The following is a 26,502-nucleotide window of genomic DNA, read 5'->3' as shown; positions in this document are numbered from 1 at the left end:
GAGTGGGGTGGATGATTATTGCAGATTGTTAAACTGTATACAAGAAAAAGATGCCCTTTATGTGAGCAAGCTGAGCTTGTCATTGAGATGATCCAAGAAGAAAGTCTATTTCAATATGAAGCCATTGATATTGAAACAAGTGATGATCTAACAGAACGCTTTGGTTTAATGATTCCAGTTATTGAAGTAGACGGTGAGATTCTTCAATATGGACAAGTAGATTATGTCACTCTTTCTGAGAAGTTAAGTGGAGAAAATGATAAATGATTGAAAAATAAAAATAACCCTGCTAATATAAAGTTGTAGGGTTATTTTTAAAGATTGATGATTAAATTATTGTAAAAAGGGTATAAGAATAAAGAAGAAAAAAATGAAGTTTTGACTTCATTATATATTTTTATTCTCGTGGGACACAAAATGTCTTGCGTGGACATATAATGTCCATGTAAAGGAGTAAGAAATTGAATAAGTGGATGAATGTTACTCAAAAAGTAATTCCAGACTTGATGGAAATAATGAAAAGACGATATGAAATTTTGCAACAAACCTCTTTAATGGAGTCTGTAGGAAGAAGGAGTTTAGCGACAAAAGTAGGGATGACCGAAAGAGTATTACGCGGAGAACTCGATTTTTTAAGAGAACAAGGCTTAATTATTGTAGATGCACAAGGAACGAAACTATCGGAGGCTGGAAAGCATCTCCTTGTAGATCTCCACGAGGTAATTAAAGAATGGTCGGGATTAAATGATAAAGAAATAAACTTGACAAAAATGCTTCAAATAGAAAAGGTGCTACTTACTTATGGGGATACTGATAAGGATGAAACAGTAAAGTCAGAGTTAGGAAAAGAAGTAGCCCGCCTTGTTCAGGCGATAGCTAATGGTGGGATGACCATTGCAGTGACGGGTGGATCCACAATTTCAACTGTAGCTGAAGCGCTAAGGAAACAGCAACATATGGCGGATGTCTTATTTGTTCCAGCCCGTGGAGGCGTCGGCACAGATATGAGATTCCAAGCCAATACATTAGCGGCGCGAATGGCAGAAGAATCGGGCGGCACATACCAAACATTGTATGTCCCAGATGTCGTCGGTGAAGAAATGTATCAATCCATCATCAAGGAACCAGAAATAAAGCAAGTGCTGAAAGTGATAAAAAAGGCGAATATCGTTATTCACGGTATTGGCAATGCACTTGAGATGGCAGAAAGACGTGGTACCCATAAGGGAAATATAAAGGAATTAACAGAATCAGGTGCGATTGCTGAAGCATTCGGGTATTACTTTAATGAAGAGGGTAAAGTGGTCCATCGTTTGCAAACAGTAGGACTACAACTAGAAGATTTGCAACATGCAGATTATGTGATTGCCGTTGCAGGTGGATCAACAAAGGCTAAAGCGATTGCTGCCTACATGAAACAAGCACCAAGACAAACAATACTTGTCACAGATGAGATTGTGGCAGAGGAATTACTAAAAACAATTAATTAACGGAGGTTTCATAATATGACAATCAAAGTGGGAATAAACGGATTTGGAAGAATTGGTAGAAATGTATTTCGTGCGAGCTTTGAAAAGGAAAATGTAGAAATCGTTGCGATAAATGACTTAACAGATGCGAATATGCTTGCTCATTTATTAAAATACGATTCCATTCATGGAGCATTTCCGCACGAGGTAAAGGTAGATGGCGATAACTTAATCGTAGGTGGCAAAAAGGTTAAAGTGTTAGCAGAAAGAAATCCAGCTGATATTGGTTGGGGTGATTTAGGTGTTGAGTTAGTTGTTGAATCTACAGGCCGCTTTACAAAACGAGCAGATGCAGCGAAGCACTTAGAAGCAGGTGCGAAGAAAGTGGTTATATCTGCTCCGGCAACCGATGAAGATTTAACGATTGTAATGGGTGTGAACCATGAGTCATATGATCCTGACAACCATCATATCGTATCAAATGCTTCTTGTACGACGAATTGCTTAGCACCGTTGGCGAAAGTTTTACATGATTCATTTACAATTAAACGAGGAATGATGACAACTGTCCACTCCTATACAAATGACCAGCAAATTCTTGATTTGCCTCATAAAGATTATCGTCGAGCAAGAGCAGCTGCAGAAAATATTATTCCAACAACAACTGGAGCAGCAAAAGCCGTTTCCCTTGTTCTACCAGATTTAAAAGGGAAATTAAATGGTGGTGCCATTCGTGTTCCAACACCGAATGTTTCTCTAGTTGATTTAGTTGCCGAGCTTGATAAAGATGTCACAGTCGATGAAGTGAATGAAGCATTGAAATCTGCCGCAAATGGAGAGTTAAAGGATATTCTTAGCTTTAGTGAGGAACCATTAGTTTCAGGTGATTACAATGGCAATCCTGCATCATCAACCGTTGATGGATTATCTACAATGGTTATGGAAGGCAATATGGTCAAAGTCATATCATGGTATGACAATGAAAGTGGTTATTCTCACAGAGTGATTGATTTAATGGAATATATGGCTGAAAAAGGATTATAAATGTAGGTTTGGTAAACATTAAAAATAAAATTTTGCTTACAAACTCACATCTTTATGGATATTAGATGAATGAACGTCTATAATGATAAATGGTGAAGGGAGAAAGGGACCATACCTCTCCCTTTTATTTTGACTTTTTCTATACGTTTTCGCGCTTTTCTTGCGCGAGTAAGAAAGAAAACGGTGATTTTTATACATATAAATGAATGAACATTCGCCTTTCTTGTAGTACAAGCAGCTAACTAGAAAATAGTCTATTATTATGTTTAGGAGGGCCTTTTACTATGAACAAAAAGAGCGTAAAAGATGTTGAACTAAAAGGAAAACGCGTATTTTGTCGTGTAGACTTTAATGTGCCAATGAAAGAGGGACAAATCACGGATGAAACACGTATCCGCGCAGCGATTCCGACAATTAACTATCTAATTGACCAAGGAGCGAAAGTGATTTTAGCTTCTCATTTAGGGCGTCCAAAAGGACAAGTAGTAGAAGAGTTAAGGTTAACTCCTGTTGCAGAAAGATTATCTGCCTTGCTAGGAAAAAATGTTGCCTATGCAGATGAGGCGTACGGAGAAAAAGTAGAACAGGCAGTAGATGGTTTAGAAGAGGGCGATGTTCTATTACTAGAGAATGTTCGCTTTTACCCAGGTGAAGAGAAGAATGATCCTGAACTTGCTAAAGCTTTTGCCCAATTAGCAGATGTTTATGTAAATGATGCTTTTGGTGCAGCACATCGTGCACATGCATCGACAGAAGGAATTGCCCACTATATCCCAGCGGTTTCTGGTTTACTAATGGAAAAAGAATTAGAAGTGTTAGGCAAGGCATTGTCAAACCCTGACAGACCATTTACAGCTATCATTGGTGGTGCAAAGGTAAAAGATAAAATCGATGTCATTGATAATCTATTAGATAAAGTAGATAATTTAATTATCGGTGGCGGTCTAGCCTTTACGTTTGTAAAAGCACAAGGCCACGATATTGGCAATTCTCTATTAGAAGAAGATAAATTAGAATTAGCGAAAACGTTTATGAAAAAAGCGGAAGAAAAAGGCGTGAAATTTCTAATGCCAATTGATGCTGTCGTTGCCGATCGTTTTGCTGAAGACGCAGATAGTAAAATAGTGGCTATTAACGAGATTCCAGGAGATTGGATGGCATTAGATATTGGTCCTGAAACGGCTAATTTATATAGTGAAGTAATTGCAGATAGTAAGCTAGTCATTTGGAATGGACCGATGGGTGTATTTGAAATGGATCAGTTTGCTGGTGGAACAAAAGCAGTAGCAGAAGCATTAGCGGAAGCAAATGACACATACTCTGTTATCGGTGGTGGTGATTCTGCAGCAGCAGTCGAGAAATTCCATTTTGCTGATCGTATGAGTCATATTTCAACAGGTGGCGGTGCATCATTAGAATTTATGGAAGGAAAAGCCCTTCCAGGTGTTGTCGCTTTAAATGATAAATAAGTAATTAAAAGAAAGGACGAGATAGTATGCGTAAGCCGATTATTGCAGGTAACTGGAAAATGCATAAAACAATGAATGAGGCGAAGTCCTTTATTGAAGAGATTAATGGTCTTGTTCCAGATGAAATGGATATGGATACAGTCGTGTGTGCTCCAGCCCTATTTTTAGAGCGTCTTGTAGATGGTGTGGAAGGTTCACCTGTTGCCATTGGAGCACAAAACATGCATTTTGAAGATAATGGCGCATTTACTGGCGAAATCAGCCCTGTTGCACTTCAAGACTTAGGTGTATCATATGTCATCATTGGTCATTCAGAACGTCGCGAAATGTTCAATGAAACTGATGAGACTGTGAATAAAAAAGCGAAGTCAGCATTTGCACATAACCTCACTCCCATCATTTGCGTAGGTGAAACACTTGAACAAAGAGAAAACAATGAAACAATGAGTTTTGTTGGACATCAAGTTGAAGCAGCGTTGTCGGGATTATCTGATGAGCAATTAAAACAGGCTGTCATCGCTTATGAACCGATATGGGCTATTGGTACAGGAAAGTCATCTTCAGCAGAAGATGCAAACGAAGTATGTGCCCATATTCGTTCTGTCGTTAGTAAACAGTTTTCTGAGGAAATCGCCGAAGCTCTTCGCATTCAATATGGTGGTAGTGTGAAACCGGCAAACATTAAAGAATATATGAGTCAAGCGGATATTGACGGTGCACTTGTCGGTGGCGCAAGTCTTGAGCCCTCTTCCTTCCTGCAATTATTGGAGGCGGGTAAGTATGAGTAAATCACCTGTTGCTTTGATTATTCTTGATGGCTTTGCCCATAGAGAAGAAGTCAAAGGCAATGCTGTTGCTCAAGCGAAAAAACCGAATTTTGATCGGTTATGGAATGAGTATCCACACGCTTATTTAACAGCAAGTGGAGAAGCGGTTGGTTTACCACAAGGACAAATGGGGAACTCCGAAGTCGGTCATATGAATATCGGGGCCGGACGCATTGTTTATCAAAGCTTAACAAGAGTAAATGTGGCTATTCGTGAGGGTCACTTTGAGCAGAATGAAACATTCCTTGCAGCGATTAATCATGCGAAGAAAAACAATACAAGCCTTCATCTGATGGGATTATTGTCAGACGGTGGTGTGCATAGTCACATTAACCACTTGTATGCTCTCCTTCAGCTAGCTAGTGACGAAGGATTAAAAAAGGTCTATGTCCATGGGTTTCTTGATGGCCGCGATGTTGGTCCGCAGACAGCTAGAGGATATATTCAAGCGGCAGAAGCGAAAATGAACGAAATTGGTGTAGGTGAATTCGCCTCTATTTCAGGTCGTTATTACTCAATGGATCGTGATAATCGTTGGGAACGTGTGGAGAAATCTTATCGTTCGATGGTGTATGGTGAAGGTCCTGCTTATCATAGTGCCCATGAATTAGTCGAAGATAGTTATGCGAACGGTATTTATGACGAATTTGTTATTCCTTCTGTTATTGTGAAGGAAGATGGATTACCTGTTGGAAAAGTTAGTAATAATGATGCTATGATTTTTTACAACTTTAGACCTGACCGCGCGATTCAGATTTCAAATACGTTTACAAACAAAGACTTCCGTTCATTTGATCGTGGTATAGGCCATCCAAAGACTTTATTCTTTGTTTGTTTAACCCATTTTAGTGAAACAGTTGACGGGTATGTTGCATTTAAACCGACAAACCTAGATAATACTCTTGGAGAAGTACTTTCACAAAATCACTTAACGCAACTGAGAATTGCAGAAACAGAGAAGTATCCTCATGTTACATTCTTTATGAGTGGAGGAAGAGAAGCAAAATTTCCTGGTGAAGAACGGATTTTGATTAACTCACCTAAAGTTGCTACTTATGATTTAAAGCCTGAAATGAGCGCCTACGAAGTAACAGATGCTTTGCTTGATGAAATTAGTCAAGATAAGCATGATGCCATTATATTAAATTTTGCTAACCCTGATATGGTGGGGCACTCAGGAATGCTAGAACCAACAATTAAAGCTGTTGAAACGGTTGATGAATGTCTTGGAAAAGTGATTGACGCCATTATTGCTAAAGGTGGAAAAGCGATTATCACCGCTGACCACGGCAATGCGGATGAGGTCATTACTCTTGATGATCATCCAATGACAGCTCATACAACTAATCCAGTACCTGTTATTGTAACGGAAAAAGGTCTAATATTACGTGAAGATGGTATATTAGGAGATTTAGCTCCAACTATACTTGATTTATTAAAAGTGTCTCAACCTGAAGAAATGACTGGTTCTACATTAATTAAATAAGTGCCGGTGTTCACTTTTTTGTGAACATCCGTGCCTTACATATAAATGAAGTTTGACAAGATGACAGCCAATGAAAAAGGAGAGATTATCATGCCATTTATCCAACATGTATATGCTCGTGAAGTATTAGATTCACGTGGAAATCCAACAGTAGAAGTAGAAGTATTAACCGAGTCTGGCTTCTTCGGCCGTGCGATTGTACCATCTGGTGCATCAACTGGTGAATATGAAGCCGTTGAACTTCGTGACGGAGACAAGGATCGTTACTTAGGTAAAGGTGTTCAAAAAGCAGTAGATAATGTGAATAACTTAATTTCTGAAGCAATTATTGGTTTTGACGTAACTGATCAAGTAGGTATTGACCGTACAATGATCGCACTAGATGGCACAGAAAATAAAGGTAAATTAGGTGCAAATGCGATTCTTGGTGTTTCTATGGCTTGTGCGCATGCAGCAGCAGAGTCTGTTGGTTTACCACTATACCGCTATCTTGGTGGTTTCAATGCGAAACAATTACCAACACCAATGATGAATATCATTAATGGTGGTTCTCATGCGGATAACAATGTTGATTTCCAAGAATTCATGATTATGCCTGTTGGCGCTCCTACATTCAAAGAAGCGATCCGTATGGGTGCTGAAGTTTTCCATTCATTGAAAAAAGTTCTTTCATCTAAAAGCTTAAACACGGCAGTAGGTGACGAGGGTGGCTTCGCTCCAAACCTTGGGTCAAACCGTGAAGCGCTAGAAGTCATCATTGAAGCGATTAGCAATGCAGGTTACGAAGCAGGTAAAGATATTTACCTTGCAATGGACGTTGCTTCATCTGAATTCTTTAACAAAGAAACCGGCAAATATGATTTAACTGGAGAAGGTCGTCTTGGATTATCGTCAGAAGAAATGGTTTCTTTCTACGAGGAGCTTGTTTCTGAATTCCCAATCATCTCGATTGAAGATGGATTAGATGAAAACGACTGGGAAGGCCACAAATTATTAACTGAACGCATCGGTGGTAAAGTTCAATTAGTAGGGGACGACCTATTCGTTACAAACACGAAAAAGCTAGCACAAGGAATTGAACAAGGTGTAGGAAACTCAATCCTTATTAAAGTAAACCAAATCGGTACATTAACTGAAACATTTGAAGCGATCGAAATGGCGAAACGTGCTGGTTACACAGCAGTCGTTTCTCACCGTTCTGGCGAATCAGAAGACGCAACAATCGCTGATATCGCTGTAGCTACGAATGCTGGTCAAATCAAAACAGGTTCAATGAGCCGTACAGATCGTATTGCTAAGTACAACCAACTTCTTCGCATCGAAGACGAGCTTGGTGATTTAGCTGTGTATGACGGATTGAAATCTTTTTATAACTTGAGTAAATAATGTCTTAAAAAAAACAAACACCATTTTGTAAATGGTGTTTGTTTTTTTTTTAGCTATTTTAGGTTTTAAGGGATGTCGATCTCCGTAGTGGAAAATACGCGTAAATACATGGCGAGATAATTAAAGAAATGTCAAAACCAAAAGCCCTGACTCGTTTATCATAGAAACGCGTCAAATTTTTGGATTCACTACGGATTTTGACTCATTTATCAAGGAACCGCGTCAAATTTTTGAATCCACTACGGAATCTGACTCGTTAATCATGGAACCGCGTCAAATTTTCGGAATCACTACGGATTATGACTCATTTATCAAGGAACCGCGTCAAATTTTCGGAATCACTACGGATTATGACTCATTTATCAAGGAACCGCGTCAAATTTTCGTATTCACTACGGATTTTGACTCATTTATCAAGGAACCGCGTCAAATTTTCGGAATCACTACGGAATCTGACTCGTTAATCAAGGAACAGCGTCAAATTGTCGGGTTCACTACGGATTTTGACTCATTTATCAAGGAACCGCGTCAAATTTTCGGAATCACTACGGATTTTGACTCGTTAATCATGGAATCGTGTCAAATTGTCGGGTTCACTACGGATTTTGACTCATTTATCAAGGAACCGCGTCAAATTTTCGGAATCACTACGGAATCTGACTCGTTTATCAAGGAACCGCGTCAAATTTTCGGTTCCACTACGGAATCTGACTCATTTATCAAGGAATCGTGTCAAATTTTCGGAATCACTACGGATTCTGACTCGTTAATCAAGGAACCGCGTCAAATTTTCGGAATCACTACGGATTCTGACTCGTTTATCATGGAAGCGCATCAAATTTTCGTACCCACTACGAATGTTGACTCATTTATCACGGAATCACGTCAAATTTCTAAAACCACTTCTTTGTATACTACTTTGAAAAGAAAAATCAAAAATACAGAAATATATATAATAGAGTCTTTCCTAAACAGCGGCTAATCACATCGAACAATAATACGATTACCATTTTTGTTAATAATTTGTAGATGCGCAAATAGGCATGCGGGCATGAACTTGACATTTCATGATAGATTAACTTGTCTGTACATAGTAAATATGCTAAAATTTGAGTATTATTATTGTACGTAAATGGTTGATATGGAGGTGCCCACATGCATACACTTTTAATTACATTGCTAGTCATTGTGTCTATCGGTTTAATTGCCGTTGTTTTACTTCAATCAGGAAAAAGTGCAGGTCTTTCAGGTGCGATTTCTGGTGGAGCGGAGCAGCTTTTTGGTAAACAAAAAGCACGCGGCTTAGATTTGATTTTACATCGTTTGACGATTGTTTTAGCTGTTTTATTCTTTATTTTAACAATCGCAGTTTCTTATTTTGCTCTATAAATAGAGACGAACAATGCAATGCCTGGCCTCAACGAAAGGTCGGGTTTTTATTTTGCCTATTACAGGGAAAACTAATCATGTTAAACAAACGTTTGATTGAAAGGAAGTTTACATAATGAAAGTAGTTCAACCAAAACCATTCACATTTGGAGATGGTAAACGAGCAGTATTATTATTACATGGGTTTACTGGTAATACAGCAGATGTTCGCATGATGGCAAGATTCCTAGAAGGGAAAGGTTATACTTGTCATGCGCCATTATATAAAGGCCATGGCGTCCCGCCGGAAGAACTTGTCCATACGGGACCAGAAGATTGGTGGCAAGACGTCATGAATGGTTATCAACACCTAAAGGAAATGGGGCATGAAGAAATCGCGATTGCCGGCTTATCTCTTGGTGGGGTATTTTCCTTGAAATTAGGTTACACTGTACCTGTAAAGGGTATTATAACCATGTGTGCACCTATGCATATTAAATCTGAAGAAGTGATGTACGATAATGTCGTTGATTATGCCCGACAATATAAGAAGCTAGAAGGAAAATCACCCGAACAAATCGAAGAAGAAGTAGCTAAGTTTAAAGAAACACCAATGAACACATTAAAGGCATTACAAGCATTAATTGCAGATGTTCGTCATAATGTGGATATGATTTATTCTCCGACTTTTGTTGTGCAATCAAGAGAAGATCATATGATTAATACTGAAAGCGCGAATATTATATACAATGAAGTAGAAAATGATCAAAAACAGATTAAATGGTATGAAGAATCCGGTCATGTCATTACACTTGATAAGGAAAGAGATCAGCTGCATGAAGATGTGTATCAATTCTTAGAGCAGCTTGATTGGCAAGTGTAAGTTGGATCGAAGTTTGAGGAGTGTTGTCAATCGTGGATAACCACAAAAAAGAGCTGGTCGATAAACTATTAAATTATATGAAGGACGAGGCGTACAAGCCTCTAACAGTACAAGAAATGGAGGAGGCCTTTGGGATAGAAGACTCCACCCAATTTAAGGATTTTGTAAAGACTTTAGTCATTATGGAGGAACAAGGCTTAGTTGTGCGTACAAGGAGTAATCGCTATGGATTACCTGAAAAAATGAATCTTGTGCGCGGGAAATTATCTGGTCATGCCAAAGGATTTGCCTTTGTTATTCCAGATGAACCAGGACTCGATGATTTATTTATCCCACCAAATGAAACAAATAATGCCATGCACGGTGATATTGTCTTAGCCCGTGTAGCAGCAGAAAGCGCTGGTCAAAGAAAAGAAGGAACCATCGTCCGCATTTTGGAACGTGGTGTGCAACAAATCGTTGGTACATACACTGAGAGTAAGCATTTTGGCTTTGTTATTCCAGATGATAAAAAGTTTGCCAGTGATATCTTTATCCCAAAAGCTGCTTCTAAAGGGGCAGTAGAAGGACATAAAGTTGTTGTTAAGCTCACAACTTATCCTGAAGGAAGAAAGAGTGCGGAAGGTGAAGTAATGGAAATTCTGGGTCATAAAAACGATCCAGGCGTTGATATTCTTTCCATTATTCATAAACATGGGTTACCGATGGAATTCCCTGATGATGTGTTAAAGCAGGCAGAAGAAACGCCTGATGAGATTGATGAAAAAGAAATTGAAAATCGTCGAGATTTAAGAGGCGAAACGATTGTGACGATTGATGGTGCAGATGCGAAAGATTTAGATGATGCTGTTACTGTGACGCAACTTGATAATGGTCATTATAAATTAGGTGTGCATATTGCTGATGTATCTTATTACGTAACTGAAGGATCACCAATTGATGTAGAAGCAGAGGAACGAGCAACTAGTGTGTACTTAGTCGATCGTGTAATACCTATGATTCCCCATCGCCTATCGAATGGAATTTGTTCTTTAAATCCAAAAGTAGATCGTCTCACACTTTCATGTGAGATGGAAATTACGCCTGATGGTGAAGTGGTCAATCATGAGATTTTCCAAAGCGTCATTAAAACAACCGAAAGAATGACTTATTCGGATGTGAATAAAATTTTGGAAGATAACGATGAACAATTAATTGAACGCTATGAGCCACTCGTACCAATGTTTAAGCGAATGGAAGAATTAGCTGCGATTCTTCGTAAAAAGCGTATGCATCGTGGCGCCATTGATTTTGACTTTAAAGAAGCGAAAGTGTTAGTGAATGAAGAGGGTGACCCAAAAGATGTCGTCATTCGCGAACGTTCAGTAGCAGAAAGACTCATTGAGGAATTTATGCTAGCAGCGAATGAAACGGTTGCAGAGCATTTTCATTGGATGGAAGTACCGTTTATTTACCGTATTCATGAAGACCCGAAAGAAGATAAGCTCAGAAGATTCTTTGAGTTTATTACAAACTTTGGTTATATTGTGAAAGGAACAGCCAACGCTGTTCATCCGCGGGCATTGCAGGATATTATAGAAGAAGTACAGGGGACACCAGAGGAAATGGTGATTTCAACAATGATGCTTCGATCCATGCAACAAGCGAAGTACGATCCAGAAAGCTTGGGTCACTTCGGACTATCAACAGAGTTTTATACACACTTCACCTCGCCAATTCGTCGATATCCAGATACAATTGTTCACCGTCTCATTCGTACGTATTTGATCGAAGGTAAGATAGACGATCGCACCCAAGAAAAATGGAATGCGATGTTACCTGAAATCGCGGATCATGCTTCTGAAATGGAGCGAAGAGCAGTCGATGCCGAACGTGAAACCGATGAATTGAAAAAAGCAGAATACATGCTTGATAAAATTGGTGAAGAATATGATGGTATGATTAGCTCTGTTACGAACTTTGGGATGTTTGTCGAACTACCAAACACGATAGAAGGTTTAATCCATGTCAGCTATATGACCGATGATTATTATCGCTATGAAGAACGACAAATGGCAATGATCGGCGAACGTACAGGGAATGTATTCCGCATTGGTGATGAAATTACCGTTCGTGTCATCAATGTCAATAAAGATGAACGTGCGATCGACTTTGAGATTGTTGGAATGAAAGGCACGCCTAGAAGAGAACGCCGACAAGAAACAAAAGTGTTTAAAACAGGTAGTTCAGAAAGAAAGCCAAGGAAATCTGCTGCGCCAGAACGAGGTGAAAAATCTGGTAAGCCAGAGGGTAAGAAAAAGAAAAAACGCAAATTCTATGAAAATGCGCCGAAAGCAAAACGAAAAAAGAAACGTTAATAGACTAATGGAGGAAGCCTTTTTTGTAAGGCTTTCTTCCTTCTTTCCTTTGTTTTTGCTAAAATAAATAAAACTGCTGTGATTTAAGGGAGATGAGAAAGAGATGCCAAAAGGTGCAGGGAAAACAATCGCCCAAAATAAAAAAGCCTATCATGATTATACTGTCGAAGAAACATATGAAGCGGGTATTGTTTTACAAGGAACAGAGATTAAATCTATTCGTAACGGACGTGTGAACCTAAAAGATGCCTATGCACGAATTGTTAATAATGAATTATTCATTATTGGTATGCATATTAGTCCTTACGAGCAAGGGAATATTCATAACCACGACCCATTAAGAACGAGAAAGCTTTTACTACACCGGAAAGAAATTAACAAACTAATAGGTGAGTCAAAAGAAAGCGGCTATGCCCTTGTTCCATTAAAACTATATTTAAAAAATGGTTTCGCAAAGGTTTTAGTTGGATTAGCGAAGGGTAAAAAGAAATATGATAAGCGCGAAGACTTAAAACGAAAAGAAGCGAAACGAGAAGTTGAGCGTGCCTTCCGCGAAAGACAAAAAATGTAATATACCAAAAGCTTACAATTGATATTTCGTTTGTTTGTGCTATAATAGTAATTGTCACTTCAAATAGAAGTGCACAATCTTTGCTCAAAGTTTATCGAGCATTCCGTATGCTGCAACGACTCAGTTGCGCACCTAATACAGTTAGCAGCTTTAAAAAACTGCTACTATCCAATGGGGACGCTACGGATTCGACAGGGATAGTTTGAGCTTAGGTTGCGAGTCGAGGGGATCGTCCTCGTTAAAACGTCAAAGCCTATAACTGGCAAACAACAAAACAACTTCGCTTTAGCTGCCTAATAGGCCTTTAGCGGTTCCTCCCTCCATCGCCCATGTGGTAGGGTAAGGGACTCAAATTTAGTGGGCTACGCCGGATTCCACCGTCTGAGGATGAAGGAAGAGAACAACCAGACTAGCTGCCCGGACGCCCGTCGATAGGCATAAGGAGCAGCGAAACACGAATATATCGACTACACTCGTAGAAGCTTAAGTGCCAATATCTTTGGACGAGGGTTCGACTCCCTCCGTCTCCACCAAATACATATTTGGTGGTTTTTTATTTGGTTAAAACCAATAACATATAAAACCAAGCTATTCACAAAAATTAATAATCCTCCAATAGGTTAACATCAAACGTCTCTTTATTGCCATTCCATTCTATTTCGAATGTATGCATTTTATTTGGCGTAAACATGAATGTCCCATCCTCTCTTTTACTAAGCTGGTTATTATCATCAAGCGTTTCCCCACCGTCGCCGGTGCCAAATAGTGAAGAATGAAAATACCAATGGTCAACTAATACATTTTTGTCATCACCAGTATATTCTATTTTTATCTCATGCCTATAGTTATCCTGATGAATAGATGTATATTTAGAGGTAACAACCCAGTTTTGTCCTTCACCCCTAAAAGAATAAACTTCACTAGCAAATCTATAATTGTTTATATAGTTATAAATCAAAAAAGTAATGACACCTAGCAGAATTAATAAGGCAAATATTTTATAGTATCTTTTTTTCATTAGGGTTTACCCCTCCTTTTTCTGCTACTACACATCCTATTATAATTGAAAATTAGGAATATTATGTACATAATAAGCAGGATTTGAGAGGCACTAAGAAGTACAGTATTGTTGTTAAGCAAACATATTAATACTAAAGGTAGTTATATTTCACTTTATGCTCCATGTGGAGGATTATAGTAAGTTAAAAACAAGGCACTGATTAGTATATATGTTTTTTAAATTACTTGTTATTTTAGGAAATGAAAGAAATATCCCTTAAATATCTACACAGCATCCCTCACTCTGAACTTCACTATCCGCCTTCGTATAAAAAAACTCCCACTCATTCCCATCTGGATCGGTGATCCAAAACTTGTCTTGCAGAGCGTAGCAGCAAGTGGTATCCCGTTCTTCACGTGCGAAGAATCCTTCTTGTTCTAATCGTTGTTTATGGTGATCGATTTCTTCTTGTGTTTCTACTTGGAAACCAAAGTGATTCACTTGATTACCGTTTACTTCGTCTTTAACATTAAGGGTAAAGTTGAGTCCAGGTTGTTCTAGTAAAAACTTACTGTAAGTGGGTTCGACCTTGATTGGAGAAACACCAAATACTTTTGAATAAAAGGCGATAGATGCTTCTAAATTGGTTACGTTAATGCCGATATGCACATATTTCATTTGAAATGCCTCCTTTTAATTGCAACAAGAATTACTTGATTTTCTAAAGATACAACAAAGTTCTTCTGATAAGAGATGGTTAACGGATTGCTCATTTAATTCATAGTAATTCCATTTTCCTTTTGTCTCTTTTGTAATTAAACCAGCATCGAGCAAAATCTTTAAATGATAGGATAATTTCGATTGCGGAAGAGAGAAAATCTCGGATAAATCACAAACGCATGTCTGTCCCCGTTGGCATAGCTCATACATAATTTCTAGTCTTTTTTGGTCGGCTAATGCTTTAAATTGTTTTTCATATTCAATGAATGGTTTCATGGTTTGCACTTCCTATCAAATTTTTTTGATGTGTTATCAGTATACTTTAACTATAATTGGAAAATCAAGAAATAAATCAAAAAAATTTGATGCGTTTTTTTCTAACAGGGATTGCTTAACTATAGATTTATCTATAAAATAGCATAAGGATATAAGCATTTACTTATACGATAAAGGAGTACCTTAATGAAAAGTACAATTGAGGAAGTTGCGCTTGTGTTAAAGCTGTTAGGCGATAAAACAAGGCTAAAGATGGTGAAGATTCTTGAATCAAGGGAATGCTGTGTTTGTGAGCTTGTTCATTTATTTGATATGAGCCAGCCAGCTATTAGTCAGCATTTACGTAAGTTACGTGATGTTGGTTTGATCTTTGAATCAAGAAGGGGTCAATGGGTTTATTACGGTTTAAATAAACAATATGAGAACTTTCCCTTCGTTTGTATTTTATTAAATCAGCTTCCAAGTCAAGAGGGGCTACTTGAAAGTCTTGAAAAACAAGGTTTGCGCGTATTGTGTGATTAAGGAGGAATGGGTATGACAACGTCAGTGGTTTTGGCATCAGTGATTTTTTTAATCACACTTATTTTAGTCATCTGGCAACCTAAAGGGTTGTCTATTGGTTGGTCTGCCTGTGGTGGAGCGATATTGGCTTTACTAGTTGGTGTGGTAGATTTCCAAGATGTTTTGGATGTAACGTCGATTGTATGGAATGCAACGTTAACATTTATCGCTATTATTATTATTTCTTTAATTTTAGATGAGATCGGTTTCTTTGAATGGTCTGCCTTGCATATGGCGAGAGCGGCAAAAGGGCATGGTGTAAAAATGTTTGTCTACGTGATTTTGCTTGGAGCGATTGTATCTGCTCTGTTTGCGAATGACGGGGCTGCCTTGATTTTGACACCGATTGTTCTTTCGATGGTAAGGAACTTGAATTTTAATGAGAAAATGGTCTTTCCATTCATTATTGCAAGTGGTTTTATCGCTGATACAGCGTCATTACCCCTTGTGGTAAGTAATCTTGTTAATATTGTATCGGCCGATTTCTTTGGCATCGGATTTGTGGAATTTTTCACTGTCATGATTGTACCGAATTTATTTTCTGTTGCGGCAAGTATTTTGGTTCTCTATTTGTTTTTTAGAAAAAGCATACCCGGTCGTTATGATGGTACGCAATTACGGGAGCCACGTGTAGCGATAAAGGATCCACGATTATTCAAGTACTCATGGTGGATTTTGGCGATATTACTAGTTGGCTATTTTGCAAGTGAGTTTGTTGGTGTGCCTGTATCGATTATTGCTAGTATCATTGCTTTTATTTTTCTTATGATCTCTAGAAGAAGTGATGCAGTTGATGTGAAATCCGTCATGAAGGGGGCTCCGTGGAATATTGTTTTCTTCTCAGTCGGAATGTATGTTGTTGTGTATGGTTTGCGGAATGTTGGGCTAACGAGCTTATTAACAGATGTTCTTCAATTAACCGTTGATCAAGGATTGTTTGCCGCAACAATGGGCATGGGCTTTATTGCTGCCATTTTGTCTTCGGTCATGAATAACATGCCGACAGTGATGATTGATGCGTTAGCCATTGCAGATACGAATGCAACAGGTATGATGAAAGATGCCTTGATTTATGCCAATGTCATCGGATCTGACCTTGGACCAAAAATCACGCCAATTGGTTCACTTGCTACTTTATTATGGTTACATGTGTTATCGCGTAAAGGGGTGAAGATTTCTTGGGGTACCTACTTTAAAACAGGTATCATTCTAACGATTCCCACCTTATTTATCACCTTATTAGGTCTTTATATATGGTTATTAATTATTCATTAAAGGAGTGTTCATATGACGAAAAAAATCATTTATTTTCTTTGCACAGGGAATTCTTGCAGAAGTCAAATGGCTGAAGGTTGGGCAAAGCATTATTTAAACGAAGATTGGCAAGTCTATAGTGCAGGCATTGAAGCACATGGACTCAATCCAAAAGCTGTAGAAGCGATGAAAGAAGCAGGGATAGATATCTCACAGCAAACTTCGGATGTGATAAATACCGACATCTTAAATCAAGCGGATTTGGTTGTCACCTTATGTGGCGATGCTGCTGATAAATGTCCTATAACACCGAAAGAAGTGAAACGAGAACATTGGGGATTTGATGATCCTGCCAAAGCAATTGGCACGGAAGAGGAAAAGTGGCAAACGTTTACTCGTGTAAGAGATGAGATAGGCGAGCGGTTGAAGCGGTTTGCTGATGCTGGTGAAAAGTAGTCATACACCGTCATGGAAGTACCTCCATGGCGGGTATTTTTATTCTGAATAGTTAAAATATATAGTTAATTAAACTTTTGTTATGCTACACTTGTAATAAATAACGACCAACATTGTCTAAGTCACTCAATGAAATAAGGGTAGGAGGGAATAGACGGTTTATGACTAAAAAAGTTGTTCGTAGGAATGGGAAGCGTAATGAAGGCAAAGCTAGACAATTGACAAATGAAATTGATAATTTTTTAATTCTATGTATTTATGAACAGCAAAAAGAAGCAATTGCCAAACAAGAGTCGATTGAAAAAGAGAAGGCACCTATTTATTATATCTCAGGTGTCAAATCTTTTATGATTTGGGAAAAGGCATATCAAGAAAATCCGGCTGTTTTTAATTCGTTAAGACAAATCGCAAGAGATCGCTTTATTCATCAATTGGCAGATCATATCGTGCATTTTCTTATCGAGAAAAACAAAAATTATTCCTCCCTATTTACAATGGTTTTTTTAGATCATCAACTAAGGGGACTTGCCATTTCAGCAATTGAAAATAGGCTAAGGGCGGATACCTTTTTAAATGAGGAAGCTGCTTGGGAAGAGTTTTGTCAGTGGTTTCAGCGGGGAATCGCAGAGTGGGTATTAGATGTAATGGCTGACGAACTTGGGATGGAGCACCTCAGTCAACTAAAGAAAGCTGAATTAAATCAGCTCTTCTATCAATACCTGTCTAATTTTTTGCTGAACAGTAAAGAATTTCTTTCTATGTTCACGATAATCGTAAATGATTATGCTGATAAATGGATCAATCAACTTTTTAAATATAGTAAATGCACTGTACAGGAATTAGAAAAGGCTATCGCTCATGGAGTAGATTGGAGAAATTCATCTCTAGTCCCTTCTCAGAGAGAGAATATTTGTGTAATGAATAATGCCCCTTATCAAGCGGTACGAGAGGCGCTATATCAAGTTTTTCATTGGGATCAAGAGAAAGAAAGGTATTGTAGAAGAATCCAGAAAGGTCATGTGCAAGGCTTATTGATGATTAACGAGATAGTAGAAGATCAAAATGTAGATCGCTTTACGTTAACAGATTTGGATGTTGATGTACTCGATATGTTATGTGCCAACTTTCTTGCTATCGCCAAGCATCATGAAGATGTTATTACGATAGAGGTGGATGAACTGCTTCGGATGAGGGGCTTGTTACCTAAACGCGGTGGAGAAGGGAGACGCGGAGGGTATGAGCGGAGTCAACGTCTAAGAATTATGAAATCGCTTACAATCATAAAAAATCTTTGGATCGATATAGAGACTGTGGTATATCAAAAAGGAAAACCAGTCGAGAAAAGGTTAATGGGTAATGCTTTTGACGTGTATGACCAAAATGAATCACAGCAAGTGTTGAAATATAAAATGGGTCCTATATTTTCCCCATTTCTATATGGATCCGGTAGGCAGGTTATACATCTACCACTTAAAATATTGCAGTATGATCCTTACAGAAGGTCTTGGGAGAAGAGGTTAGGGAGATATATGCATTGGCGTTGGAGAGTCCAGGCAAAGAAGGGCGATTATTTAAAACCACATTATATTTCAACATTACTCGCAGCGATAGGTGAATCATTAAATATAAGATTGCCTTCAAGGACAAGAGAACGATTTGAGAGCGCGCTTGATACGCTACAAGAGGATGGTTTACTCTCTGCATGGTATTACGAAGCATGGGAAGAATCCATTGTGGATAGTAAAGGCTGGGGGAATACTTGGAAGCAAGCAAAGATTATTATTCAGCCACCTGAGGAAGTTGTTGAAAGGTATGCTCAATTGAAGAAAACGACTTTTGAAGTGAAAGTGAAAGACCATCAATCGTTAACAGATCACGTCCTTTTAGGTAAACGTGTAAGAGAAGTAAGAGTGACAAATGGCTTGTCGTTATCACAATTAGCGCAAGAAGTTGAGGTGTCACAAGCTTATATCAGTACGATAGAACGAGGAATTAAAGTCCCATCTAAACGGGTGGAAGGTAAGTTATTACGCTGGATAGAGATAATGGAAAAGAGGCAATGAGCACAAGTTGTGTGATCATTGTCTTTTTTTCGTGGTAATCCCTTGCCATTGTCGAGGTGATCTTGTGTCATAGTCGAGATGATATAGTACGTAAAAAAATAATTGTGAAAGTTTCTGCCTACGGTAAGTAAAGGTTTAGTTGATATTTACTTTTTTTTACTACCTAATAATTAAATGTTTAATGTTTTCTTTACGCCTGATCCATTAGCGTTCATTTTGTAAGCTATCGATAGAAAGAAATTGATTTTTATTTAGTGAGGTGAATGTAATGATAAATGAAAACGTTTCCGCAAAGGATGAGCTACATTCTTTTTTTTATCCGCAATCAGTAGCCGTGTTAGGTGCATCTGAAAACCCGAAGAAGCTTGGCAATATCCAGGTGAAGGCATTATTAGATGGGGGCTTTCAAGGAGATATTTTTCCTATTCATCCTACTTCAAATGCAATTCATGGAGTGAAGTGCTACTCATCCTTACAAGCGGTTTCACATGCAGTTGATTTAGTCATCTTTTGTTTAAGTGCTCACCAGATTCAGCAAGGGCTAGAGCAATGTGTAGAAAAGAAAGTGAAGGCAGCGATTATTTTTGCTTCAGGATTTTCTGAAACTGGAGAGTCGGGAGAAAAACAACAAAAACAAATAGCGGATTATGCAAAAAAGCATGGTCTCCGTTTACTTGGTCCAAATTGTGTCGGCCTTGTTAATACGCTGAATGGTCTGGTCGGTACATTTTCTCCTGCTGTTATGAGCTATCCTCTTAGTGAACAACGCGCAGTTGGGTATGTATCGCAAAGCGGCGCCTTTGGTGTGCTTACGTATATGGCTGCTGCCCAACATGGATTAACGTTCAATTATTTTGTGAGTGTTGGAAATGAAATGGATACCAGTTTTGAAGATGTAGTTGAGTATATGGTTCATGAAAAGCAAACGAAAGTGATCAGCGGTTATTTGGAAGGTGCGAAAAAACCTAAAAAATTAAGGGGATTGGCATACGAGGCGCTTGAAAAAGGGAAACCGATTATCGTTATGAAGGCAGGGCGAGGAACTGCAGGAAAAAGAGCAGCCGCTTCTCATACGGGTTCATTAGCCGGCTCGAACGATATTTATGACGCATTTTTTAAACAAACTGGCATGATTAGAGCCAATGATTATGATGAAATTATTTCATTCTCGAAATTATTCTTATCTGGCAAACTGCCAACAGGGAGAAATACCGTAATTATTACAAGCTCGGGTGGCAGAGGGATTAACGAAGCCGATCGTTGTGAAGCTAATGGCTTGTTGATTCCAAAATTAAATGAGGAAACTCAACGGAAAATCAAACAAGTGATTCCTTCCTTTGCTAGTGCAGCCAACCCAATTGATCTAACTGCAGCGGCTTCTGTATCGGCACCAGAGCTATTTACTGCGCCATTAAAAGCCTTAATGGAGGATCCGGATGTAGACAATATCATTCTTACAGAGTTCCCCTTATTTTGGGATGAAGAGACGAAGGAATTACAAGAATTTGTTGAGATGTGTAAAAACACGAATAAATTTGTGTTTGTAAGTACATTTCCGTTAGAAGGAATGAGTATACCTAAAGGGCAACAATATATGGTCGACCATGGTGTTCCAGTGATACCGGGTAACTTACAAGCGATATCTGCGCTCGCAAAGTTAGTCGAATATAGCGAAAAATATCGTGCGTATCAAAAAGAGAGTGTTCGAGAACGGGCATCTATTCAGAAGAAAGAGAACGTAGCGTATTTACTGCAAGAGAATCAAATTTTAAACGAATGGGATGCAAGCAAAGTGCTACAGGCTTACGAAATTCCCACTACAAAAAAGAGCTTAGCAACTACCGTGGATGAAGCGGTTCAGCAAGCGAACAGTATTGGTTATCCTGTTGTATTAAAAATTGATTCAAAAGACATTTTGCATAAAACAGAAGCAGGTGGTATACGTCTTTCCTTGCAAAATGCAGAGCAAGTAAAGCAAGCATTCGATGACATTCTTCTGTCCGCTCACAAATATCATCCTGATGCCCACATTAATGGGGTGATGGTGCAGGAAATGGTGGCAAAGGGGACGGAAGTTATCGTTGGTGTGACGAGAGATGCCAGCTTTGGACCGGTGATTATGTTTGGTTTAGGCGGCATTTTTGTTGAAGTGTTCAAAGATATTGCTTTCCGGGTTGCACCGATCACAAGACAAGATGCGCTTGAAATGATAAATGAGATTAAAGGAAAAGCCATTTTCGACGGTGTACGAGGTGAAGAAGCGCTTGATGTAGAGGGCATTGTCGACATCTTACTGCGTGTATCCTCACTTGTACAAGATTATGACATTGAAGAGCTAGATTTAAATCCAATCATTGTGACTGAAAAGTGCGCAAAAGCGGTAGATGCACTAATTGTAACAAGCGCTGCACAAACAGAAAATATGCTCGCTAGGAGGTAGTGGTATCGATGCTCGATCAGACAATTATCGGTAAGACTGGGTCAACGTTCATGTTTGAAGTGGATAAAAGACATGTTAAACAATTTGCTCAAGCTATAGGTGATGACAATCCATTATATACGGAACCAACTTATGCTAATCAGAGTCCCTATAATGGGCTGATTGCGCCACCTACTTTTCCGGTGGTAGCAGGGGTAGAGGGTGAAGGAATAGAGCTAGATTTAGATAAAAAGAGAATGCTTCATGGTGAGCAGTCCTTTATTTATCATCGCCCACTAAAAGTAGGCGAGTCTCTTACTTGCCAAATAAAAGTAGCAGACCTTTATGAAAAAGAAGGAAAAAAAGGAAAGATGCAATTTATTATTCTGGATACCGAAATGAGAGACACAGAGGGGGATTTAGTGGTTACAAGTCGCATGAATATCATCTATACCCAGCCTCCAGTCCAGGCAGTATAACGATACGAGGAGGAATGACAATGCTAAGATTTGCCGATTTGGTAGACGGTCAAGAGTTAAAACCATTAGTGAAGCCTGCGGTATCGAAGGTTCAACTCGTCAAATACGCGGGAGCATCAGGAGATTACAACTTATTGCATACCGACGATGCTTTTGCTAGAAGTATGGGATTACCAGGAGCCATCGCACATGGCATGTTAGTCATGGGATTCTTAGGAGAATATATCCAACAATTAGCTGGTGTGACTGCGAGAGTAGCGAAGTTTAACATGCGTTTTGGAGCGATGACTAAACCGGGGGATGAGATTACTTGCGCAGCTACTGTAAAACGCGTATACGAGGACGAAGGAAAGAAATATGTGGAATTTGAGTTGCAAGCGGCTAAATCAATAAAAGAAATCGTTGGATCAGGTTCTGCATTGTTGGAATTCTTTGAATAAGGAGGAGTTGACGATGGAAAACATTAAAAACAAATATGCAATCGTCGGAGTTGGAGAAAGCGAACGTTCAAAAAAGTCGGGTACAACCCCGTTACATTTGGCGTTAGATGCAGCGCGAGCAGCTATTGCTGATGCTGGACTTGAGACAAAAGAGATTGATGGATTTATGAGTTACAGTGAAAACGATTCATGTACGGCACATCAATTATCTACCTATTTAGGCGTGAGACCGAAATATGTAAAAGATATTATGGGTGGCGGAAGCAGTACAGAAATGTTAATTGCTGACGCGATTGGTCTGATTGAAACAGGTCAAGTAAATACCGTCCTTATTTATCGATCTATGAATGGCAGATCAGGCGTAAGAATGGGCGGTGGTGGCTGGGATGTGAACATGCTGCAAAATGCGATGGATGGCGGTAGCTTTCTCATCCCATATGGAGCAGGTAGTCCTGGGCAATGGTTTGGCTTATTTGCCACACGTCATATGCATGAAACAGGGTTAACGAAGGAGCATCTAGGTCATGTTTGTGTGAGTTTTTATGAGCATGCACAAAGAAATCCGAAAGCCTTCTTTTATGGAAAGCCATTAACAATGAAAGCTTATCATGATACGCCTGATTTAAGCTTCCCATTTAATAAGCATGATTTCTGCTTAGAGTCAGACGAAGCAAATGCAATCATTGTTACATCCGCCAAACGAGCTGAACAATTACCGAAGCAGCCCGCTTATATTATGGGAATCGCCGCTAGACAATGTGTTTCACACGCACATTATTGGAACAATGTAGATGAAGTCGCTTCAGACTATGTTGCTAAGGATGTATACAAGAAGGCAGGGGTTACCGCAAAGGACCTCGATGTCGCATCTATTTATGACTGCTATAGTTGGGTTGTGTTGCGGCAGTTAGAGGCATATGAGATAGCGAAAAGAGGCGAAGTGGGAGACTTTGTTGCCGATGGACATCTCAAGATGGGTGGGAAGCTGCCGAGTAATACAGCTGGTGGCATGCTTTCAGAAGGATACACACATGGAATGAATAATGTGATTGAAATTGTGCGACAGATTCGTCACGACTATGAGGGATCAGACCGACAAGTGAAGGATTGTGAAGTTGGTTTATGTACGGGCTGGGCAGGTCCAGATATTGCTGGTGCGATGATATTAAGGAATTAGGAGGAATACGAATGAGCTATGAGAAACCGATACCGTTAAAAAATGAAGATAATGCCCCCTTTTGGGATGCGGCTGACCGCCATGAACTTTTTTTGCAAAAATGTCATACATGCCAACAGTTCGCCCATCCACCTGGACCGGCATGTGCAAAGTGTAGCAGCAGTGATCTGACATGGGAGAACTTAGGCACAAATATTAAAGGACGTGTGTATTCTTACGTCATTTCCCACCGCCCTTTCTTGCCAGGATTTCACAATGATACGCCACTTGTCATTGCCGTTATTGAATTGGCTGCCTATCCAGAAGTGAAAATGATCGGTAACATTTTGGATCATGCGATAGAAGACATCCATATCGGGATGGAAGTAGAAATGACGTGGCAGAAGATCAATGATGAGCGTGCCCTACCACAATGGGAATAGGATGGGAGGAGAGAAAAGATGGACTTTTCATTTTCAAAAAAAGAAGAAAAGTTTAGACATGAATTACGTACATGGCTCAAGGAAAACTTGCCAGAAGGGTGGTTGCATGGAGACAGAAAATTACCAGAAGATATGAATGAGTATTCTCGCTTCTTAAGAGATTGGCAGCGCAAGCTTTATGAAGGTAGCTGGGGGGCAATTGCTTGGCCAAAAGCGTACGGAGGAAGAGAAGCTAGTTTAATTGAAGAAATCATCTATCAACAAGAAATGGTTCGCGTTAGTGCACCGCCTCTAGTAAATTATGTCGGCATCCATATGGTTGCCCCTTTGCTTATGCAAATGGGAAGTGACGAACAGAAATCAGCTTATATTACTAAAATCATTTCTGGAGAAGAGGTTTGGTGCCAAGGATATTCTGAACCAAATGCGGGCTCAGACTTAACAGCTATTCAGACAACTGCAGTAAAAAAAGGTGATCGTTGGGTGATTAATGGGCAGAAGGTTTGGACGAGTTTTGGTCATTTAGCAGATCGCTGTTTCCTATTAGCGCGTACTTCAAAAGGGGAGAAGAAACATCATGGTATTACCGTTTTCCTTTTGGATATGCATCAAGAAGGTGTAGAGACTAGGCCTATTATCCAGATGGATGGGGAACATGACTTTAATGAAGTCTATTTAAATGATGCGATTGCTTATGATAGTGATATTGTTGGTGAGATCGATTGTGGCTGGCAAGTAATGATTGCTTTACTTATGCATGAACGTACGGGTATTGGTGGTCAAGTATTTACATTAGAGCAGCAATTTCAAGATTTAGTAACGATGGCTAAGGAATGGACGGAGGACGGGCAGCCTGTCATAAAAAAGGAAAGTGTAAGAAATGCATTAGTTGATTTATATGCAAAATCTAGGGGATCTTTGTTGAACTATTATCGTAATTTAACGAAAACATTGAAGAATGGTCAACCGGGCTCTGAGGGCTCTTTAGATAAACTGATAGTAAGTGAGGCGACACAAGAACTCTTTGCCTTATCCGTATCTATTCAAGGTCCACACGGGATTCTTTGGAAGCAGGATGCGGCAATTGGTGATTCGTATTGGCAGAAACAGTATCTTTATTCCTTTGGTATGACAATTGGCGGGGGAACAAGTGAGGTACAAAGAAATACTATTGCAGAAAGAATACTAGGACTACCTAAGGATCTAGGACGTTAACATTGTTGGAGGTGAAAAAGAATGGATTTCGCATTAAATAAAGAACAGGAATTATTCGGTAGTTATGTAAGGAAGTATTTAACTGAGCAAGGTACAACCAATATTGCCCGTGCTTTTATTGATGGTGATGGACAAAGATTTAATCAAGCATTTCAAGGATTAGTTGAATTAGGCTATCCAAGTATCAATGTGTCAGAAGACTATGCGGGAATGGGCTTAGGTTTATTAGACATGGTATTACCACTTGAGGAGATGGGGAGAAGTGTCCTGCCGGGGCTGTTTTTGGAAACGAATAGTTTCTCTGTACCACTTATCGAAAAATATGGTACAGAGAAACAAAAGCAAAAGTATCTACCTGCAATTGCCGATGGTTCCCTGCAGATTTCGGTTGCTTGGATAGAGCCAAAAGGAAGTTACAAGGCGTCGTCGATCCAAGTAAGTGGGGTAGAAAAAGGTGATGATTTTGTTCTTAACGGCGTAAAATCGTTAGTAGTAGATGTCGAACTAGCTGATACTTTTCTCGTTCCGATTCGAACCACTTCATCTAGCCATGAAGAGGGAATTTCACTTTTTCTAGTGGATAAGGCAATGATAAAAAACGTTACACAGCAGCAAAGTATTGATGAAACACGGAAGCTATCGCAAATTCACTTTGAAGATGTAATCGTTAATAAAGAGCAATTACTAGGAGAGCTAAACCAAGGTGATAACATTCTCGAAGAAGGACTGCTATCTATTAATGCATCAATTTGCGCCATTATGGTGGGTTGTATGGCTGCGATTGTGGATATGGCAGCAGAATACGCAAAGATACGGGAACAATTCGGGCAACCGATTGGCCGTTTCCAAGCCATTAAACATGCGATTGCCAATATGAAAGTGGATTTAGAACTGTCAAGGTCACTATCCTATTATGCCAATTGGGCTTACGATACAGCAGCTGAAGATCGTCAGGAATCCATATTTGCGGCGCGTATTTTTATTCATAACGCCCTGCAAAAAGCAGCAGCAGCCAATGTACAAATACATGGCGGGATTGGATTTACTGAAGAATTAGATTGTCATTTATATGTGAAAAGAGCGCGCTATTATGAACACTATCTAGGTAGTAGAGAGAGCTATTATGAAAAGGCAGCAGCAGCTTTAGGATGGTAAAAGAA

At 39.2% G+C, this 26,502-nt stretch carries 25 protein-coding genes and 1 other RNA gene; 23 read left to right on the top strand and 3 right to left on the bottom strand.

Annotated elements, in window-relative coordinates:
* Window positions 1–18: 18 nt before the first annotated feature.
* From MKY26_RS14030 to ssrA, 12 genes are all read left to right on the top strand, one after another.
* A complete protein-coding gene (locus tag MKY26_RS14030; RefSeq protein WP_095371904.1) occupies window positions 19–267 on the top strand; it encodes a glutaredoxin family protein in 249 nt (82 codons plus the stop codon).
* 194 nt (window positions 268–461) lie between these two features.
* Window positions 462–1,490, top strand: coding sequence for a sugar-binding transcriptional regulator (locus MKY26_RS14025; protein WP_341097883.1), 1,029 nt, complete (start codon window positions 462–464; stop codon window positions 1,488–1,490).
* A 15-nt stretch (window positions 1,491–1,505) separates the two neighbouring features.
* Complete coding sequence (gene gap, locus MKY26_RS14020) at window positions 1,506–2,513, top strand: type I glyceraldehyde-3-phosphate dehydrogenase (protein WP_095371906.1); 1,008 nt, start codon at window positions 1,506–1,508, stop codon at window positions 2,511–2,513.
* 284 nt (window positions 2,514–2,797) lie between these two features.
* On the top strand, window positions 2,798–3,982 hold the full coding sequence (locus tag MKY26_RS14015; protein ID WP_095371907.1) for a phosphoglycerate kinase: 1,185 nt from the start codon (window positions 2,798–2,800) through the stop codon (window positions 3,980–3,982).
* A 26-nt stretch (window positions 3,983–4,008) separates the two neighbouring features.
* Window positions 4,009–4,770 (top strand): triose-phosphate isomerase, encoded by a 762-nt coding sequence (gene tpiA, locus MKY26_RS14010; RefSeq protein ID WP_095371908.1) that lies wholly within the window; start codon window positions 4,009–4,011, stop codon window positions 4,768–4,770.
* Entirely contained in the window at window positions 4,763–6,295 is a 1,533-nt protein-coding gene (gene gpmI, locus MKY26_RS14005) for a 2,3-bisphosphoglycerate-independent phosphoglycerate mutase (RefSeq protein ID WP_095371909.1), read from the top strand. Before tpiA ends, gpmI begins: the two co-directional genes overlap by 8 nt.
* Before the next feature lie 90 nt (window positions 6,296–6,385).
* A complete protein-coding gene (gene eno, locus MKY26_RS14000; RefSeq protein WP_095371910.1) occupies window positions 6,386–7,681 on the top strand; it encodes a phosphopyruvate hydratase in 1,296 nt (431 codons plus the stop codon).
* 1,155 nt (window positions 7,682–8,836) lie between these two features.
* A complete protein-coding gene (secG, locus tag MKY26_RS13995; protein WP_095371911.1) occupies window positions 8,837–9,070 on the top strand; it encodes a preprotein translocase subunit SecG in 234 nt (77 codons plus the stop codon).
* Window positions 9,071–9,185: 115 nt separating this feature from the next.
* Complete coding sequence (locus MKY26_RS13990) at window positions 9,186–9,932, top strand: alpha/beta hydrolase (protein ID WP_095371912.1); 747 nt, start codon at window positions 9,186–9,188, stop codon at window positions 9,930–9,932.
* A 77-nt stretch (window positions 9,933–10,009) separates the two neighbouring features.
* Window positions 10,010–12,289 (top strand): ribonuclease R, encoded by a 2,280-nt coding sequence (gene rnr / locus MKY26_RS13985; RefSeq protein WP_412728606.1) that lies wholly within the window; start codon window positions 10,010–10,012, stop codon window positions 12,287–12,289.
* A 103-nt stretch (window positions 12,290–12,392) separates the two neighbouring features.
* Window positions 12,393–12,860 (top strand): SsrA-binding protein SmpB, encoded by a 468-nt coding sequence (smpB, locus tag MKY26_RS13980; RefSeq protein WP_095371914.1) that lies wholly within the window; start codon window positions 12,393–12,395, stop codon window positions 12,858–12,860.
* Window positions 12,861–13,033: 173 nt separating this feature from the next.
* Window positions 13,034–13,393: a transfer-messenger RNA gene (ssrA, locus tag MKY26_RS13975) on the top strand.
* A 68-nt stretch (window positions 13,394–13,461) separates the two neighbouring features.
* Here ssrA and MKY26_RS13970 read toward each other — a convergent pair.
* The 3 genes from MKY26_RS13970 to MKY26_RS13960 form a co-directional block, all read right to left on the bottom strand.
* Window positions 13,462–13,878 carry a hypothetical protein gene (locus tag MKY26_RS13970; RefSeq protein ID WP_322910456.1) on the bottom strand — a complete coding sequence of 139 codons (417 nt, stop codon included), beginning with the start codon at window positions 13,876–13,878 and terminating at the stop codon, window positions 13,462–13,464.
* A gap of 258 nt (window positions 13,879–14,136) precedes the next feature.
* Window positions 14,137–14,538, bottom strand: a complete 402-nt coding sequence (locus tag MKY26_RS13965) for an ArsI/CadI family heavy metal resistance metalloenzyme (RefSeq protein ID WP_095371916.1) — start codon at window positions 14,536–14,538, stop codon at window positions 14,137–14,139.
* A gap of 15 nt (window positions 14,539–14,553) precedes the next feature.
* Window positions 14,554–14,856 (bottom strand): ArsR/SmtB family transcription factor, encoded by a 303-nt coding sequence (locus MKY26_RS13960; RefSeq protein WP_095371917.1) that lies wholly within the window; start codon window positions 14,854–14,856, stop codon window positions 14,554–14,556.
* Window positions 14,857–15,042: 186 nt separating this feature from the next.
* Between MKY26_RS13960 and MKY26_RS13955 the strand changes: the two genes are divergently transcribed.
* The 11 genes from MKY26_RS13955 to MKY26_RS13905 all read left to right on the top strand — a co-directional run bounded on the left by MKY26_RS13955 (window position 15,043) and on the right by MKY26_RS13905 (window position 26,497).
* Entirely contained in the window at window positions 15,043–15,378 is a 336-nt protein-coding gene (locus tag MKY26_RS13955) for an ArsR/SmtB family transcription factor (RefSeq protein WP_322910457.1), read from the top strand.
* 12 nt (window positions 15,379–15,390) lie between these two features.
* A complete protein-coding gene (locus tag MKY26_RS13950; RefSeq protein WP_322910458.1) occupies window positions 15,391–16,692 on the top strand; it encodes an arsenic transporter in 1,302 nt (433 codons plus the stop codon).
* 12 nt (window positions 16,693–16,704) lie between these two features.
* Window positions 16,705–17,127: an arsenate reductase (thioredoxin) gene (gene arsC, locus MKY26_RS13945; protein WP_307317771.1), complete on the top strand. Its 423-nt coding sequence runs from the start codon at window positions 16,705–16,707 to the stop codon at window positions 17,125–17,127.
* Between the two features lie 161 nt (window positions 17,128–17,288).
* Window positions 17,289–19,190, top strand: coding sequence for a helix-turn-helix domain-containing protein (locus MKY26_RS13940; protein WP_322910459.1), 1,902 nt, complete (start codon window positions 17,289–17,291; stop codon window positions 19,188–19,190).
* Between the two features lie 268 nt (window positions 19,191–19,458).
* Window positions 19,459–21,630 carry an acetate--CoA ligase family protein gene (locus tag MKY26_RS13935; protein WP_341097882.1) on the top strand — a complete coding sequence of 724 codons (2,172 nt, stop codon included), beginning with the start codon at window positions 19,459–19,461 and terminating at the stop codon, window positions 21,628–21,630.
* 8 nt (window positions 21,631–21,638) lie between these two features.
* On the top strand, window positions 21,639–22,088 hold the full coding sequence (locus MKY26_RS13930) for a MaoC family dehydratase N-terminal domain-containing protein (RefSeq protein WP_095371924.1): 450 nt from the start codon (window positions 21,639–21,641) through the stop codon (window positions 22,086–22,088).
* Between the two features lie 20 nt (window positions 22,089–22,108).
* The gene (locus MKY26_RS13925; protein ID WP_307317766.1) at window positions 22,109–22,528 is read left to right on the top strand and encodes a MaoC/PaaZ C-terminal domain-containing protein; all 420 of its coding nucleotides are present in this window, start codon (window positions 22,109–22,111) and stop codon (window positions 22,526–22,528) included.
* A gap of 13 nt (window positions 22,529–22,541) precedes the next feature.
* The gene (locus MKY26_RS13920) at window positions 22,542–23,705 is read left to right on the top strand and encodes a thiolase C-terminal domain-containing protein (protein WP_322910460.1); all 1,164 of its coding nucleotides are present in this window, start codon (window positions 22,542–22,544) and stop codon (window positions 23,703–23,705) included.
* Window positions 23,706–23,716: 11 nt separating this feature from the next.
* A complete protein-coding gene (locus MKY26_RS13915; protein ID WP_095371927.1) occupies window positions 23,717–24,127 on the top strand; it encodes a Zn-ribbon domain-containing OB-fold protein in 411 nt (136 codons plus the stop codon).
* A gap of 18 nt (window positions 24,128–24,145) precedes the next feature.
* A complete protein-coding gene (locus tag MKY26_RS13910) occupies window positions 24,146–25,342 on the top strand; it encodes an acyl-CoA dehydrogenase family protein (protein WP_322910461.1) in 1,197 nt (398 codons plus the stop codon).
* 21 nt (window positions 25,343–25,363) lie between these two features.
* Window positions 25,364–26,497 carry an acyl-CoA dehydrogenase family protein gene (locus MKY26_RS13905; RefSeq protein WP_322910462.1) on the top strand — a complete coding sequence of 378 codons (1,134 nt, stop codon included), beginning with the start codon at window positions 25,364–25,366 and terminating at the stop codon, window positions 26,495–26,497.
* Window positions 26,498–26,502: the final 5 nt, after the last annotated feature.

The sequence above is a fragment of the Cytobacillus sp. FSL R7-0680 genome, assembly GCF_038009245.1.
In the GTDB taxonomy this organism is placed as follows: domain Bacteria; phylum Bacillota; class Bacilli; order Bacillales; family Cytobacillaceae; genus Cytobacillus; species Cytobacillus kochii.
The sequence above is the reverse complement of the archived record's forward strand: the minus strand, read 5'-3'. Positions and strand labels throughout refer to the sequence as shown.

Excerpts from the sequence above, each read along its gene's own strand:
- gpmI (WP_095371909.1), top strand. The coding sequence starts at position 4,763 with ATGAGTAAATCACCTGTTGCTTTGATTATTCTTGATGGCTTTGCCCAT.
- MKY26_RS13965 (WP_095371916.1), bottom strand. The coding sequence starts at position 14,538 with ATGAAATATGTGCATATCGGCATTAACGTAACCAATTTAGAAGCATCT.
- eno (WP_095371910.1), top strand. The coding sequence starts at position 6,386 with ATGCCATTTATCCAACATGTATATGCTCGTGAAGTATTAGATTCACGT.
- MKY26_RS13950 (WP_322910458.1), top strand. The coding sequence starts at position 15,391 with ATGACAACGTCAGTGGTTTTGGCATCAGTGATTTTTTTAATCACACTT.
- MKY26_RS13990 (WP_095371912.1), top strand. The coding sequence starts at position 9,186 with ATGAAAGTAGTTCAACCAAAACCATTCACATTTGGAGATGGTAAACGA.
- MKY26_RS13940 (WP_322910459.1), top strand. The coding sequence starts at position 17,289 with ATGACTAAAAAAGTTGTTCGTAGGAATGGGAAGCGTAATGAAGGCAAA.
- MKY26_RS13905 (WP_322910462.1), top strand. The coding sequence starts at position 25,364 with ATGGATTTCGCATTAAATAAAGAACAGGAATTATTCGGTAGTTATGTA.
- MKY26_RS13970 (WP_322910456.1), bottom strand. The coding sequence starts at position 13,878 with ATGAAAAAAAGATACTATAAAATATTTGCCTTATTAATTCTGCTAGGT.
- MKY26_RS14015 (WP_095371907.1), top strand. The coding sequence starts at position 2,798 with ATGAACAAAAAGAGCGTAAAAGATGTTGAACTAAAAGGAAAACGCGTA.
- secG (WP_095371911.1), top strand. The coding sequence starts at position 8,837 with ATGCATACACTTTTAATTACATTGCTAGTCATTGTGTCTATCGGTTTA.
- MKY26_RS13920 (WP_322910460.1), top strand. The coding sequence starts at position 22,542 with ATGGAAAACATTAAAAACAAATATGCAATCGTCGGAGTTGGAGAAAGC.
- smpB (WP_095371914.1), top strand. The coding sequence starts at position 12,393 with ATGCCAAAAGGTGCAGGGAAAACAATCGCCCAAAATAAAAAAGCCTAT.
- MKY26_RS13960 (WP_095371917.1), bottom strand. The coding sequence starts at position 14,856 with ATGAAACCATTCATTGAATATGAAAAACAATTTAAAGCATTAGCCGAC.
- MKY26_RS13955 (WP_322910457.1), top strand. The coding sequence starts at position 15,043 with ATGAAAAGTACAATTGAGGAAGTTGCGCTTGTGTTAAAGCTGTTAGGC.
- MKY26_RS13915 (WP_095371927.1), top strand. The coding sequence starts at position 23,717 with ATGAGCTATGAGAAACCGATACCGTTAAAAAATGAAGATAATGCCCCC.
- MKY26_RS13930 (WP_095371924.1), top strand. The coding sequence starts at position 21,639 with ATGCTCGATCAGACAATTATCGGTAAGACTGGGTCAACGTTCATGTTT.
- MKY26_RS13910 (WP_322910461.1), top strand. The coding sequence starts at position 24,146 with ATGGACTTTTCATTTTCAAAAAAAGAAGAAAAGTTTAGACATGAATTA.
- tpiA (WP_095371908.1), top strand. The coding sequence starts at position 4,009 with ATGCGTAAGCCGATTATTGCAGGTAACTGGAAAATGCATAAAACAATG.
- MKY26_RS13935 (WP_341097882.1), top strand. The coding sequence starts at position 19,459 with ATGATAAATGAAAACGTTTCCGCAAAGGATGAGCTACATTCTTTTTTT.
- rnr (WP_412728606.1), top strand. The coding sequence starts at position 10,010 with ATGAAGGACGAGGCGTACAAGCCTCTAACAGTACAAGAAATGGAGGAG.
- arsC (WP_307317771.1), top strand. The coding sequence starts at position 16,705 with ATGACGAAAAAAATCATTTATTTTCTTTGCACAGGGAATTCTTGCAGA.
- MKY26_RS13925 (WP_307317766.1), top strand. The coding sequence starts at position 22,109 with ATGCTAAGATTTGCCGATTTGGTAGACGGTCAAGAGTTAAAACCATTA.
- gap (WP_095371906.1), top strand. The coding sequence starts at position 1,506 with ATGACAATCAAAGTGGGAATAAACGGATTTGGAAGAATTGGTAGAAAT.